This is a genomic window from Anaerosolibacter sp. (genome assembly GCF_029240175.1).
Classification (GTDB): domain Bacteria; phylum Bacillota; class Clostridia; order Peptostreptococcales; family Thermotaleaceae; genus Anaerosolibacter.
In genome coordinates, this window is sequence record NZ_JARBTM010000027.1 from 1 (window position 1) to 14,689 (window position 14,689).

14 protein-coding genes are annotated in these 14,689 nt (G+C 38.6%); all 14 read left to right on the top strand.

Translation table 11 applies throughout. The annotated features are described in order from the left end of the window. Positions 1-21: 21 nt before the first annotated feature. The 14 genes from K0R93_RS16405 to K0R93_RS16470 all read left to right on the top strand — a co-directional run bounded on the left by K0R93_RS16405 (position 22) and on the right by K0R93_RS16470 (position 14,686). The gene (locus tag K0R93_RS16405) at positions 22-498 is read left to right on the top strand and encodes a CarD family transcriptional regulator (protein ID WP_300303504.1); all 477 of its coding nucleotides are present in this window, start codon (positions 22-24) and stop codon (positions 496-498) included. Between the two features lie 400 nt (positions 499-898). Next, positions 899-2,020, top strand: a complete 1,122-nt coding sequence (locus tag K0R93_RS16410; RefSeq protein ID WP_300303507.1) for a PIN/TRAM domain-containing protein — start codon at positions 899-901, stop codon at positions 2,018-2,020. 151 nt (positions 2,021-2,171) lie between these two features. Further along, the gene (gene ispD / locus K0R93_RS16415; RefSeq protein ID WP_300303510.1) at positions 2,172-2,864 is read left to right on the top strand and encodes a 2-C-methyl-D-erythritol 4-phosphate cytidylyltransferase; all 693 of its coding nucleotides are present in this window, start codon (positions 2,172-2,174) and stop codon (positions 2,862-2,864) included. A gap of 144 nt (positions 2,865-3,008) precedes the next feature. Beyond that, positions 3,009-3,653 (top strand): L-fuculose-phosphate aldolase, encoded by a 645-nt coding sequence (locus tag K0R93_RS16420; protein ID WP_300303513.1) that lies wholly within the window; start codon positions 3,009-3,011, stop codon positions 3,651-3,653. 77 nt (positions 3,654-3,730) lie between these two features. Next, on the top strand, positions 3,731-4,801 hold the full coding sequence (locus K0R93_RS16425) for an NAD(P)H-dependent glycerol-3-phosphate dehydrogenase (RefSeq protein WP_300303516.1): 1,071 nt from the start codon (positions 3,731-3,733) through the stop codon (positions 4,799-4,801). Positions 4,802-5,150: 349 nt separating this feature from the next. Further along, positions 5,151-8,063, top strand: coding sequence for a sigma 54-interacting transcriptional regulator (locus tag K0R93_RS16430; protein WP_300303519.1), 2,913 nt, complete (start codon positions 5,151-5,153; stop codon positions 8,061-8,063). Further along, positions 8,056-8,526 carry a PTS sugar transporter subunit IIA gene (locus K0R93_RS16435; protein ID WP_300303521.1) on the top strand — a complete coding sequence of 157 codons (471 nt, stop codon included), beginning with the start codon at positions 8,056-8,058 and terminating at the stop codon, positions 8,524-8,526. The genes K0R93_RS16430 and K0R93_RS16435 overlap by 8 nt, the downstream gene beginning before the upstream one ends. 19 nt (positions 8,527-8,545) lie before the next feature. Beyond that, positions 8,546-8,848 carry a PTS sugar transporter subunit IIB gene (locus K0R93_RS16440; RefSeq protein ID WP_300303523.1) on the top strand — a complete coding sequence of 101 codons (303 nt, stop codon included), beginning with the start codon at positions 8,546-8,548 and terminating at the stop codon, positions 8,846-8,848. A gap of 34 nt (positions 8,849-8,882) precedes the next feature. After that, positions 8,883-10,133, top strand: a complete 1,251-nt coding sequence (locus tag K0R93_RS16445) for a PTS galactitol transporter subunit IIC (protein WP_300303526.1) — start codon at positions 8,883-8,885, stop codon at positions 10,131-10,133. A 160-nt stretch (positions 10,134-10,293) separates the two neighbouring features. Continuing rightward, positions 10,294-11,331 (top strand): zinc-dependent alcohol dehydrogenase, encoded by a 1,038-nt coding sequence (locus K0R93_RS16450; RefSeq protein ID WP_300303529.1) that lies wholly within the window; start codon positions 10,294-10,296, stop codon positions 11,329-11,331. A gap of 61 nt (positions 11,332-11,392) precedes the next feature. Continuing rightward, positions 11,393-11,602 (top strand): hypothetical protein, encoded by a 210-nt coding sequence (locus K0R93_RS16455; RefSeq protein WP_300303532.1) that lies wholly within the window; start codon positions 11,393-11,395, stop codon positions 11,600-11,602. 76 nt (positions 11,603-11,678) lie between these two features. Continuing rightward, positions 11,679-11,945, top strand: coding sequence for an HPr family phosphocarrier protein (locus K0R93_RS16460; protein WP_300303534.1), 267 nt, complete (start codon positions 11,679-11,681; stop codon positions 11,943-11,945). Between the two features lie 232 nt (positions 11,946-12,177). Further along, positions 12,178-13,221: a zinc-dependent alcohol dehydrogenase gene (locus tag K0R93_RS16465; protein ID WP_300303537.1), complete on the top strand. Its 1,044-nt coding sequence runs from the start codon at positions 12,178-12,180 to the stop codon at positions 13,219-13,221. A 13-nt stretch (positions 13,222-13,234) separates the two neighbouring features. Further along, the gene (locus tag K0R93_RS16470; RefSeq protein WP_300303540.1) at positions 13,235-14,686 is read left to right on the top strand and encodes an FGGY-family carbohydrate kinase; all 1,452 of its coding nucleotides are present in this window, start codon (positions 13,235-13,237) and stop codon (positions 14,684-14,686) included. Positions 14,687-14,689 lie beyond the last annotated feature (3 nt).

Below are 14,689 nucleotides of genomic sequence, written 5' to 3' on the forward strand. Positions count from 1 at the left end.
ATAATTTGGGAGGTTTGCTACATGTTTAATATTGGCGATAAAGTAGTTTATCCGATGCATGGAGCTGGAGTCATTGAGGCTATCGAAGAAAAGGAAATACTTGGGAAAAAGCGGAAGTATTATATTATGAAGATGCCTTTAGGTGAGATGAAGGTAATGATTCCACTGGATAATGTGGGTGATATCGGCTTGAGAGATATTATATCCTTGGAAGAGGTAGAACAAGTAATGGCTGTTTTAAGTGACGATACGTCAAAGATGCCAAAAAATTGGAATAGAAGATACAGAGCGAATCTAGACAAGATCAAGAGTGGAGATATATATGAAGTAGCAGCCGTTGTGAGAAACCTAATGCTCCGTGACAAGGAAAAAGGATTATCTACGGGCGAGAAGAAAATGCTCAACAATGCAAAACAGATATTGGTCAGTGAACTGGTCTTAGCTAGAGGTATTGAAGAGCAAGATGCAGAAATCCTCATTAACGAGGCGGTTCAATAGGATATGAAACATGAAGCGTCTTATGGGCGCTTCGTTTTTTATATAATAGGAAAGTTTTACTTTCCTATTATATAAAAAACTGGGGTTGTAGGGGATGAAATCCCCTGCCCGCATTTAGGAAGGTGCTCAGACAGCTTTGCTGTCGTCGAAGGAAACCTAGGGTTTCCTAGCGAAAGCGTCGGAGACGCTATTTTTATCTTTTTTTCACATGGAGAAAATGATTATGGCATAGTCTTTAAAAATGAGACTAAAAAAATGTCGGGTTTCATCGATGAAAGGGTATAAAATAATATGATAGGGCAAAATTACCAAAAAATGCAAATCCTATTGAAAACCTAGGTGTTTTAGTTATAAAATAGATATACCATGGTTATAATTTTTAGATAGGAGGTGAGAAAGCATGTTCAATAGAATAATAAGAGGAGCATTAACCTTAGCAGGCGCTTCGGCAGGATATGCCATAGCAATGCTTCTTATGAAACTCGTTGGGATGCAGCAATTAATAGAAGTACCCCAGATTACACCAATCATGGAATTGGTAGCAAATGGTATTGGGGCGATTGCCGGTGGAATTATATTTTTTCTTATTACTCCATGGCTGATGGAGAAAGGCTTGGATTCAGCAAATTGGGTAGAGGGCGAACTACAAAAAATTCCAACAACGGATATCATCATTGGCTCTATGGGATTAATTATTGGTTTGTTTATCGCCTACTTGATAAGCCAACTTTTATTAGGCATACCGATACCATTTTTAGGCATGATCTTATCGATCATATTGTATGTGTTCTTGGGATATCTGGGTGTAAGCATTGCCACGAAGAAAAGAGATGATTTAAGCAATTTAACTTCTTTATTCAAGAAAAACACTGGAACAAAGGAGAAGACTCCTGCAAAGATAGAGTACAAGAGTCCCCCTAAGATTCTAGATACCAGCGTCATTATTGATGGTAGGATTGCAGATATTACAAAAACAGGATTTGTTGAGGGGCCCCTTGTGATACCAGAGTTTGTACTGGAAGAACTCAGACACATCGCTGATTCATCGGATAGTTTGAAGAGAAATAGAGGACGTAGAGGTCTTGATATCTTAAATCGAATTCAAAAAGAGCTAAATGTTCAAATTCAGATCACTGATAAGGATTTTGAGGATGTGGCAGAGGTAGATATTAAACTTTTGAAATTGGCTCAATTTATGAATGGAAAAGTAGTAACAAACGACTACAATTTGAATAAAGTTGCAGAGCTGCAAGGTGTGCCCGTATTAAACATCAATGAGTTGGCCAACGCAGTGAAACCTGTTGTTTTACCTGGTGAGGAAATGATCGTACAGGTCATAAAAGAGGGGAAAGAATCAGGCCAAGGTGTTGCTTATTTAGATGATGGAACCATGATTGTGGTGGAAGGTGGAAGAAAGCATATTGGAGAGACGATGGGTGTTTTAGTAACCAGTGTTCTCCAGACTGCAGCAGGAAGAATGATTTTTGCAAAACCAAAGTCAATGGCTGATAAAACGGCATAATACAATATATTTATTTATAAAGCCCAGCTTATGCTGGGCTTTTCTGCAAGAAAAGATAGATTACATAGGTAAGAATAGATAGGTATTGTGGTGAGCTTAGGAAATACTTTATAATTAAAAGCAGTATAGGTGAGAAAAGGAGTATCAACAGATGAATACAGCGATCATATTAGCAGCTGGGCAAGGGAAAAGAATGAATGCCGCATCAAACAAACAATACTTAATCTTAAAAGAAAAGCCAATTATTGCTCATACAATCAATGCTTTTGAAAAATGTGCTTTAATTGATGAAATTATTTTGGTAGTCCATGAACATGAGCAAGAATTCTGCCAAAAAAGTATCTTAGAAAAATATAAATATACAAAGATAAAGGGCTTGGTGAAAGGCGGTAAAGAAAGACAAGAATCTGTTTATAATGGTCTTAAGGAAATAGGAGAAGAAACGAATATCGTTTTGATCCATGACGGGGCAAGACCGCTGATTACTGAGCAAGTAATCCAGAGATGCATTCATGGAGCCATAGAACATGGTGCGGTATCGGCTGGCGTACCGATCAAAGAAACCATTAAGATTATGGGCAAGGACCGTTTCGTAAGCTATACACCCAAACGTGAGGATGTATGGGTTACCCAGACTCCCCAGGCATTTCAGAAAGATATTATCCTAAAGGCTCATGAGTTTGCTATTGCCCAAGAGATTTTGGGTACCGACGATGCCATGCTAGTAGAGCACATGGGGCTGAAAATAAAGATGGTGGAGGGTGATTATGAAAATATTAAGATTACAACACCAGAGGATTTGATTGCGGCAGAAGCCATATTGAATTATAAGAGAAAAAGGTAAAACAGGTAATATTCCTTGTTTTACCTTTTTTATTTTGAGGTAATTATGAACAAAGTATGCCACATACTGGCATGAATGTTGCGAATAACTATTATGGAAGTCAATGGATAAAAAGAATATTAGTTAATAAAAGGGGGAAGTAATATGCTGCTACAGCAGGAAAGAGAGCTAATTGTAGAGTATGGCAAAAGACTGATTACAAGCGGTCTTACAAAGGGTACAGGAGGGAATATCAGCATCTATAATCGAGAAAAAGAGCTGATGGCGATCAGTCCCAGCGGATTGGATTATTTTAAAACGAATCCAGAAGATATTGTTGTACTGAACCTTGAGGGGGATGTTATAGAAGGTAATAGAAAACCATCTAGTGAATTGGAAATGCATAGTATATTTTACAAAAATAGAAAGGATATCAGTGCGGTGGTCCATGCACACTCTAACTTCGCCACAACTATTGCCTGCCTTAATTGGGAGATTCCTGCAGTCCATTACTTGGTCGCATTTGCTGGTAAGAACGTCAGATGTGCAAAGTATGCAACATATGGAACCAAAGAGCTGGCGATCAATTCTTTTGAAGGAATGAAAGAAAGAAATGCAGTATTATTGGCAAATCATGGCTTGCTTGCAGGGGCAGATAATATCCATCAAGCATTTAATATTGCAGAAGAAATTGAGTTCTGTGCGGAGATTTACTATCGTACAAAAGGGATTGGAGATCCCATTATTCTACCTGAGGAAGAAATGGAATTAATGTTAGTAAAATTCAAGTCTTATGGACAAAAAAAGTAGAAAATACTTATATATACACAGAAAATGAGTATTAAAATTACACGATATATATGATAGAGAAAAAAGGGGGGAGTGAAGTGGCTAAGGTAGTAATCATAGGTGCAGGTGCAATGGGAAGTGCATTGACAGTACCACTAGAAAGAAATAATCATGAAGTTTGTCTTTGGGGAACAGAATTAGATGAAAGAATTATTACAGCCTTGAGAGCCGGAGAATATCACCCCAAACATAATCAGCCCCTACCAAGCAGCATAAAGACATACTATGCTTATCAGCTTCAAGAAGCCATGGAGGATGCTGAAATTGTAATTGTGGCAATAACATCAGATGCTTTAGCAATGATTTTCAAAAGGGTTATACAGTATTTGCATGAAGGGATGATTGTCGTTAGTGTTTCAAAGGGATTAGAATATAGTACTTCGGGTGACATTACGATACTTCCCCATATACTAGAGGAGCTATTGCCGAATCAATTAAAGAATAAAATACCTATTATAGGCGTAGGGGGCCCGTGTAAAGCCATTGAAGTCGTATGGGAATCATCCACATCTGTTACCTACGCTTGTAAAGACGTTGAATCTGCCCGGAAAGTAAAAGAATTGATTATGACAGACAGGTATAACATTGAAATAACGGAGGACATGGTAGGTACAGAAATCTGTGCAGCCATGAAAAACGCCTATGCGGTTGGTCTGGGCCTAGCTGAAGGATTCAAAAATAAAGGTGGTTTTCTACATAATAATACAAAATCAGCGCTATTTAGTTTTGCAGTAGCAGAGATGGCTATACTGGTGAAGGCTTTAGGGGGAGGTCTAGCATCGGTGGTAGGGCTGCCCGGTATTGGAGATTTAGAAGTGACGGGAGAGGCTGGAAGAAATAGAACCCTGGGGGAAGTTATTGGTGCAGGACTGCAGGCAAAGGATGCCATTAAAAAGATGCAGGAAGAAGATATTACAGTTGAAGGTTATAGTGCTATACGATATGGGTATGAATTGTTAAAGCAATTGGAACCAAGAGGGAAATTATCCTTAAAGGAGTTTCCTTTGTTGGCAGGTTTATATAGGATACTCTATGAGGATGCACTTGCCTATGAAACAATAATAGATATCCTTCAACAGTGTACTGGTAAGTATTCGTGGGATATATAATAAAAACGGCCTAAGAAGTATCTTAGGCCGTTTTTATTATATATGTATGGGATTGTCCAATTCCATTGGAATGATTTGTTCGTCTGTGGCATAAAGTGTTTTAGAAATACGAAAAGATATAGAACTTTTTGTGACAGATGGTGTGTGGCTTAAATCCAATTTGGCAGCAGGGGTAAATAAAAATGTTGGAGTTAATAAAAAACGAGATTTGGGGATTCTTTGAAAATACAGAAGAAAACAGATTTTAGCACATAGAGAAATAAATAAATGGTTGCAAAGAAAAAAGTTGTGTACAATATGTGCCGGCAAATGGCACAGGTATTGCTATTAAAAAAGGCAGGTGGAATAAATGAATAAGTTGATTAGGCTCATTGAAGATGAAGATAAGAGAAATCCTCTGACGGATGAAGAAATTGCTCTTAGATTGAAGGTTCGAAGAGGAGATGTTATTAAATTAAGACATGAAATGGGGATTAAAGATTCAAGAGAGAGAAAAAATGAGTTGCTGGAGCCTGAAATTAGAGGAATTTTAACGAAAAATCCTGCTATCTCCATAAGGGGGATTACAGAAATACTGAATGCGCAGGGATACAAGGTTTCTCGAAATATAGTTTCTAAATTCTACAGGGAGTATAGCAATATAGATCATGATGAGAGAAAAGATCGTAAGGATAGGGATGGTAATAAAGCTTTGGATGCTTTTGATACTTTAATTGGGGCAGCAGGAAGTCTTAAACCTCAAATCGAGCTGGCAAAGGCTGCTATACTTTATCCAAACAATGGACTTCATACACTATTATATGGTGCTACTGGGGTAGGGAAGAGTGATTTGGCTGAATGTATGTATAAGTTCTCCGTAGAATCAGGCGTTAGAAAAAAGGAAGCACCATTTATTGTATTTAACTGTGCAGATTATGCGGAAAATCCCCAACTGTTATTGGCTCAACTATTTGGATACACAAAAGGAGCGTATACAGGGGCAGAAAGTAACAAGGAAGGTTTAGTGGAAAAAGCTCATACTGGGATTCTTTTTCTTGATGAAGTCCATAGGTTGCCGCCGGAAGGACAGGAAATCCTTTTCCATTTAATTGATAAAGGAAAGTTTCGTAGATTAGGTGAGACTGGTATTCACAGAGATGTGGAAGTCATGATTATTGCCGCAACAACAGAAGATATAGAATCAACCCTGTTAGCTACATTTAGAAGAAGAATTCCTATGGTGATTGAACTCCCAACATTATCCAAAAGGCCATTGGAAGAAAAGCTACAAATCATTAAGAGTTTCTTCCGGAAGGAAGCCAATCGCATGAACGCTACGATTGTAATTGCTTCCAATGTCCTCACAGCTTTGCTGCTTTATGAGACAAAGGGTAATATAGGCCAACTGCGCTCAGATATTCAGGTTGTATGCGCCCGGGGCTTCCTTAATTATATGGTTAAGAAAGAAAAAGTGCTGCGAATCGAAATAACGGATCTCTCTAGTCAAGTGCTTAAAGGTTTACTCAAAATGAACCAATATAGAAATATCGTCGAAAAAATTATTTATGGTGATATTGAGATATGTCCTAGTAAAGATGTATTTGATGATCAATTAAAAGAACCAAATTATATGTTTCCTAACGAAATTTATAAAGAGATTGAAGAAAAATATCAGAAGATGGAAAGAAAGGGCATAGATAACCCAATAATTAACAGAATTCTAGGGGATGAATTGGAATTAAAAATCTCACAACTTGTAAAACAATTTCAACATAATAACAATGCGATGATTAAGCAAGATCTTGAAAAAATAGTGGGAGAAAAGATTGTCAACTTAGTAGAAAAAATGATGAAGAAAGCAAAAAAGAGAATTCCAAATATTGATGACAGCTTATTCTATTGTCTTGCTACACACCTTTCAACGTCCTATGAAAGACTAAGACATAATAAGCCTATCAATAATCCTAAACTGAAAATGATTCAGATGGAGTACCCCTTTGAATATGAAATAGCAGAAGAAATGAGCAAAATTGCAAGCTACTATTTAGAAATGGATTTGCCTGACGATGAAATAGCATTTATTGCAATGTATTTAAAAACTTATTCAGCCCAAAATCTCTTAAATGTTCAACATGTGGGCATATTGGTGCTGTCCCATGGTCATGTGGCAGAGGGAATGGCGGCAGTGGCAAATAGACTTTTGGGTGTAGAACATGCGAAAGCAATTGAAATGTCATTAGACGAATCTCCCGATAAAGCTTTAGAAAGAGCTGTTGATGAAGTAAAGAGATTAGATACGGGTAAAGGCGTATTGCTTCTTGTTGATATGGGTTCATTGGTTGGATTCGGTAATATTATCACAGAAAGGACTGGGATTAAAACAAGAATCATCAGTAGGGTGGATACAACAATGGTCATTGATGCCGTTAGGAAAGCAATGTTACCAGACAGTGACATACATGAAATTGTGGACTCCTTGCAAAGTAAATTTATATGTGAATCCAACTTTGGAGAGAAAAGGGCGAGAAAACATTCAAAAGTGATTGTAAGCATCTGTTTAACAGGAAAAGGTGCTGCAGAATTAATCAAAAAAGTTATAGACCAACAGCGAAGTCAACGAAATGAAAATGTGGAAGTTATAACCATAGGTGCCCTAGCAGAATTGAATTTAGATATGGTTATTAACAAGCTGTATGAGAAAAAAGATATTCTAGCAATTGTAGGGACCATAGATCCTAAAATACCAGGAATACCATTTATATCAGCTAAAGAAATTTTTAGGGGTGATGGGATTGCACGTATAAATCATCTATTCTACATCCACGACCATATAAAGGATTATGAAGTAGAAGATCCGTCTCTTCGTAAGCTGATTAGACCTGATCTGATATTCGTGAAATCAGATATTAAGTCCAAAAATGAAGTGCTAAATATAATGGCAGAGCAAATGGTCCAACGGGGGTGTGTTACTGAAAACTATATATATTCAGTTTATGAAAGGGAATTGTTGTCACCCACATTGTTCAAAAATCAGATCGCTCTTCCCCATGGTAATCCGGAGGAGATTTTAACACCGGCAATTAGCATTGCAACGTTAGCATCACCTATAGAATGGGAAAAAGGAGAAGAAGTAAGCTGCGTGATCATGTTGGCTTTGAGCCAATACAATAGAAAAGAATTTACTAAGCTATATAGGCTGATCAATGATGAAAAGCTGTTGGAAAGAATGAATAAAGTAGATCAAACGGAGATGCTGATGGAGGTGCTGTTGGAAAATGACTAAATTCTTTTTTGATGAAAGGGTAGTACATATTGGATTATCAGCGGTGGAGGATATAGGTGTATTAAAGAAAATGGCCGATGCACTCCAACACGCAGGTTATGTGAAAGATAGCTTTTCACAAGCGATAATCCAGCGAGAGAAGATATTTGCCACAGGACTCCCTTTGGAAGTTTATGGTGTAGCTATTCCACATACAGATCCCCATCATGTTGAAGTTGAAATGATCTCCATTGCTACATTAAAGGAACCTATTTCTTTTGGTGTGATGGGCAATCCTGAAGAGAAAATAGCTGTTAATATCGTGTTTATGTTGGCAATGAAGGATAGCAGCGCACAATTAGAGCTGTTAGCAACTTTGATGTGCATCATCCAAGACACATCGATACTAAAGAAGATATATGAAACACAGAACCCTAGAGAATTGATGGCACTTCTGTCTACAAGTATGGACAAATTCATCTAAATAAGAAGGAGGTGAAAGTATGAGAAAATTTAAGGTTTTAACTGTATGTGGCACAGGGATTGCTACATCCACTGTTGCGGCAGAAAAAACAAAAGAGATGCTGAAGGCTAGAGGCATAGATGTAGAGGTAATAGAGGCAAAGGCATCGGAAGTAGCGTCTAAGGTACAGGTATTCAATCCAGATGTGATTGTTCACACTACACCAGTTAGTGAAAGTGCTGCACCTGGTATTAAAAAATTTAGGGGACTGCAATTCCTCACAGGGATAGGCATGGATAAACTAGCCGATGAAATTGCAGCATATTTAAAGAATTTGGAGTAGATTCCCGTTTTAAAAATGAGGAGGGGGATTTTCAATGAGTATAATCCAATTTATTCTCGATCTAGGTCCAACGGTCATGATGCCTGTCATCATCACGTTATTGGGACTTTTGTTTAGACAAAAGATTTCAAAAGCATTCCGCGCAGGATTAACGATTGGAATCGGGTTTGCTGGTATAAATCTAGTAATTGGACTTTTGGTTTCGAATCTTTCGCCTGCAACCCAAGCCATGGTTAAAAACTGGAATCTCAGTCTAGATGTTATGGATGTAGGTTGGCCGATCTCAGCTGCCATTAGCTTTGGTACCACCATTGTGCCAGCCGTATTCTTATTAGGCTTTGCAATCAATATTATCATGCTGGCATTTAACTGGACTAAGACCATGAACGTGGATCTTTGGAACTATTGGCATTTCATCTTTACTGGTGCCTTGGTAATGTTTGCAACCGATAGTTTGGTTCTTGGATTGGTTGCAGCAGGATTAACCATTATTATCATCCTAAAACTTGCAGACTGGACTGCCCCTTATGTACAGGACTTCTTTGGGTTGGATGGCGTATCCTTACCCCATACAGAAACTGTATCATGGGCACCTTTAGGTATTGGAATCAATAAAATCCTTGAACGGATTCCAGGAATCAATAAAATCGAATTGGATACAGAAATGATCCAGAAACGATTTGGATTGTTTGGTGAACCGATGCTTATGGGTCTATTGTTAGGTGGTGCCATTGGCGCTGTAGCAAGATATGACTTGAAAGGAATTATCCAGCTTGGCATAAGTATGGCTGCAGTAATGTTCCTCATGCCGAGAATGGTAAGAATCCTAATGGAAGGTCTTATTCCTCTATCTGAAAGTGCAAGGGATTTTATTAGTGCTAGATTCCCAGGAAAAGAAGTATTTATTGGATTGGATGCTGCGATTGCCATAGGTCATCCTGCTGTTATAGCTACAGGATTGGTAATGATTCCTATAACCCTCTTATTAGCGGCCATTCTTCCAGGAAATAGGTTGTTACCATTTACAGATCTAGCTATCTTACCATTCTTTATGATTTGGGCAGTTGCTCCATCCAAAGGAAATGTGTTTAGAGGGATAATTACCGGCACAATTTTTATGATTGGAATTCTCTATATTGGAACAGCCATATCTGGTGTTTCAACAATAATGGCACAAAGTGTAGGATTTGCCTTCCCAGAAGGAACCGCAGAAATTTCCTCCCTTGATGGAGGCGCTCATTTAGTACCATATATTATCTACAAAATAATCGAGCTAATTTTCTAAGATATGAATAGATTTAGAGCCATTAAGTACTCACTTAATGGCTCTAACACCTATAGACAGTGGAAAGGGTTTTCCTGGCCTGTAGGATGGCGTTATTTCGAGTCTTAAAAGGATAATACAGTTTTCATAGATTATCTATTCTATAAAAGGGGGCATTTTTATGAATGGGAAAATGAGAGCGATGATGTTTTATGCACCAGGGGACGTGAGGTTTGAGGAAACAGATATACCTAGACCAAATGACGATGAAATATTGGTTAAGGTGAGAGCTGCCACTACATGCGGTACGGACTTAAAAACCTATCGAAGGGGGCATCCATCCATCATTAAAACTGTACCTTCCACCTTCGGACATGAATTTTCTGGAGAGGTCGTAGAAGTCGGAAAAAATGTTCAAAAATTCCAAGTAGGAGATCGGGTTGTAGGAGCAAATTCAGCGCCTTGTTTTCACTGCTATAACTGTAGGCAGGGGATGTACAGCTTATGTGAAAATCTAGAATTTTTAAATGGTGCCTATTCTGAATATGTTGTTGTACCGAAGCAAATTGTAAAGCACAACTACTATAAGATACCTGAAGGTTTAGATTATAGGGAGGCAGCTCTGGTAGAGCCACTGGCTTGTGCCCTTCATGGCATTGAGCGAACACCTATCCGAGTAGGCGACACTGTAGCAGTTATCGGAGCAGGGCCAATTGGCCTAATGTTTGTCAAACTAGCAACACTAAAAGGGGCAACTGTCATATCCGTTGATCTATCAGATTATCGATTGGAGGAAGCGAAAAAGTTCGGCGCTAGACTCACTGTAAATGCTGAAAAAGGAAATACCGTTGAAGTAGTTAAGGGGATGACTGAAGAAGGCAAAGGTCCAGATGTAGTAATTGAGGCAACTGGTTTCCCAGAGGTTTGGGAACAGGCTGTAAATATGGTCAGACCAGGCGGCATTGTAAACCTATTTGGCGGTACAAAAAAGGATACAAACTTTAATATTGATTGTCAATGGTTCCACTATGCAGAGATTACAGTAAAGGCTGTTTTCCATCATACTCCGTATCATATCAAAAAGGCGTTAGAATTATTGTCAACGGGTCAAGTGGATGGAAGTATGTTCATATCTGGAGAATATCCATTAGAGCAGACATTAGAAGCCTTAGAGCGGATTGGGAGACAAGAGGGAATTAAATACGCAATCATTCCTTAAAGTTCGGAAAAAGGGAATCACTGACTCAAAAGAATAAGAAGTATGTTGGGAGGGATTTTCTTTGATTTACGAGCTAATGCGTGCTGCTTCAGGTAAATATCTAGGAAGTTTAATTGATCAGTATATTGCCCATCAGACCATGTTGAATTTAATAGTGGTCATCGCAGGCTTTTTTTGGATTACCTATAAGCATAAACATGGAACTGTAAAAGATGGTGGCAGAAACAACTTTTTGGGGTTGGAACTAACAAGAAACAAAAAGGAGACTTAGCATAGTAGAAGATTGCAGAATGACATTTACTGGCACAAGAATATAATATAGACCATCCGAAAACGGGGGAGATATCATGTATGAAGAGAAAGTAGTCTTGGAGAACGAGGCGGGTCTCCATGCGAGGCCAGCATCGCTTTTTATACAAAGAGCATCAGAGTATAAATCAAATATTAATATTATAAAAGATAGCACTAGATGTAATGGGAAATCTATCATCTCAGTTTTATCCCTTGGAGCAAAAAAGGGTGTAGAGATTACAATTCGGGGAGATGGAGTCGATGAAAAGGAGGCCGTGATAAGCTTGGTAAAACTTGTAAAAACAGGTTTCGGTGAAAAATAGTACGGAAAGTTTCTAGTCTTTGTTTATATATAGGAAATTATGGTCACATAATGCGTTATATATGGGGTGCGCAGAGAAGATTTCCTCTTTCCCCCATTGAACTTCACTTCCCATGGGCTTACGAAAGATGTAAAGTTTAAGGGTAGTTGGCTCATACATGACCGATGAAGAATAAGTGACGAAAGAAATAGAAAAATATAGATCAATAGGATGTTTATAGGGAGGGAGATTCTTGAAAGCATTGGTAAAGAAAACACCCTATGCAAAGGATACCTACCTGGAAGATATACCTAAGCCCAAAGCAGGGCATAACCAGGTCGTAGTAAAAGTAGAATCAGCGGGCCTTTGTGGAACAGATATAAAATTCTATAATACTGATATGGGAAAAACAAAGCTGGAGACACCTGTTGTGATTGGACACGAAGGTTGTGGGAAGATTGTTGAAGTAGGAGAAGGCGTGCGTGGCCTTATTGTGGGAGATAGAGTTGTATGTGAGACCTCCTTTTATCATTGTGGAAGATGCTTATATTGTATGACTGGTTATCATAATATGTGTACGAATAATAGAACTAGTCTTGGCTCAAAAGTAGATGGCTTTTTTGCACAATATATCCTTTGTAATGCTGATTTTGTTCATAAGATCCCTGATAACATAACCTACGATGAGGGTGCTATGATGGAGCCTCTTGCGTGCTGTGTCCATGCAGTGTTAGAAAGATCATCCATAAAACCAATGGATAACTGTGTCATATTTGGACCTGGACCCATTGGAATATTAACTGCACAAGTTGCTAAAGCAGCTGGGGCACAAGTTGTTTTAGTAGGTACAAAGCATAGTGAAAAAAGATTGGATTTGGCGAAGAAAATGGGTATTGAGAGAACCCTTGTTTTTGATGAAATTAACCTAATGCACCAAATTCAGATGTTTACAAGCGGATTGGGTGCTGATGTGATATTCGAATGTTCTGGTTCTGAAGATGCATTGAAACAAAGCTTAAAGAGTATCAAAAAGTTGGGTGAAATAGTTCTCATGGCTGCTCCAACGGGATGCCATATAAATCTATGGGATGACTTGGTTCTAAGGGATGTAAATATCGTGTCATCTCTTTCTTCCAAGACAAGTTCATGGAGAACAGCCATAGCGCTAGTGGAGTCAAAAAAAATAAGCCTAATGGATCTAATCAGTCATAGACTTACAATAGATCATTGGAAAACAGCTTTTGAATTGGGAAGTTCTAAGGAATGCATGAAGATCATGATCTATCCCAATGGATAAAGGGGGAATCTTTGTGTATGTTTTAGGTATAGATATTGGTACGCAAGGGGTAAGAGGGGTAGTCGTCAATCAACAGGGAAAGATAGTTGCTTCGAGCAGCGCACCTTTTGCGCATATGAATATATCCATAGAAGAAGGACATAAAGAACAGGATGCTGAGACATGGTGGGAAGCCACCATGGATGTCATCATCAGTATTATGAGAGAAATGAGTCGTAATGGTGTTACGCCAGAACAGATCACAGCCATTGCTGTAGATGGTACTTCGGGTACGATTGTTGCATTGGATTCATCCCATGGTGTACTTTGTCGTGGAATAATGTATAACGATAATCGCGCTGTAGAAGAGGCAGAACTGGTTCAGTCAGAGGGAAGCGTCCTTGCTGAAAAACTCGGATATAGATTTAATTCATCCTTTGCATTGCCGAAAATATTGTGGTTGAAGAGACATAGGGGCGATGTATACGAGGGAGCCCGTTATATTATTCATCAGTCGGATTATATAGTAGGACGATTAACGGGGCGATATGATGTTTCCGACTATTCGAATGCCTTAAAAAGCGGATATGACCTTTTGGAAAGAAAATGGCCAGAGTTTATTGAGAATGGACTTGGAATAGATATCAAAAAGCTTCCCCATATTGCAGCACCAGGAACCTATATCGCAAATGTTTCGGAAACAGCAGCAAGAAATACGGGTTTAAGTATAACGACAACTGTCATGGCAGGGGCAACCGATGGGTACGCATCAGCCATTGCTTCAGGGGCGGTTCTGCCAGGAGATTTCAATACCTCCATTGGAACAACAGTTACGATAAAAGGTGTTGTAAAAGAAATTATAAAGGACTGCCAAGGTAGGATCTATTGTCATCTACACCCTGATGGTTATTGGATGCCTGGAGGTGCATCAAATACTGGCGGCAGATGCTTAAATCATTATTTTCCAGTGGAACGGTTCGATGATTATAATAAGCTTGTGGAGAAATTTCTGCCTACAAATGCAATTGTATATCCTCTAGTAGGAATAGGCGAAAGATTTCCTTTTGTAAATAGGAAGGCAAAGGAGTTTATTCTTGGTAAATATAATGGAGAAATAGAGTTTTATGGGGCATTAATGGAGGGTGTAGCGTATACAGAACGGCTGGCCTATGAAACCCTGCAGGAATTAGGTTGTCAGGTGAATGAGCATATATATATTACCGGTGGAGCTGTAAAATCAAAGGTTTGGTCTCAAATAAGGGCAAATATATTGAATAAGCTTCTACGAAAACCACTGATTGCAGAGCCTGCCATGGGTAGTGCAATCATAGCTGCCTCTAAGACGGGATATCAAAATATCGGTGAGGCAGTAAGAAAGATGGTGATTATTCACGAAGAATATTTGCCTCAAAGTGAAAATGTGAAACGATATGAGGAAAGATATCAGTTATATAAGCAGGAATGTAAGAAAAGGGGGTATATCTAGATT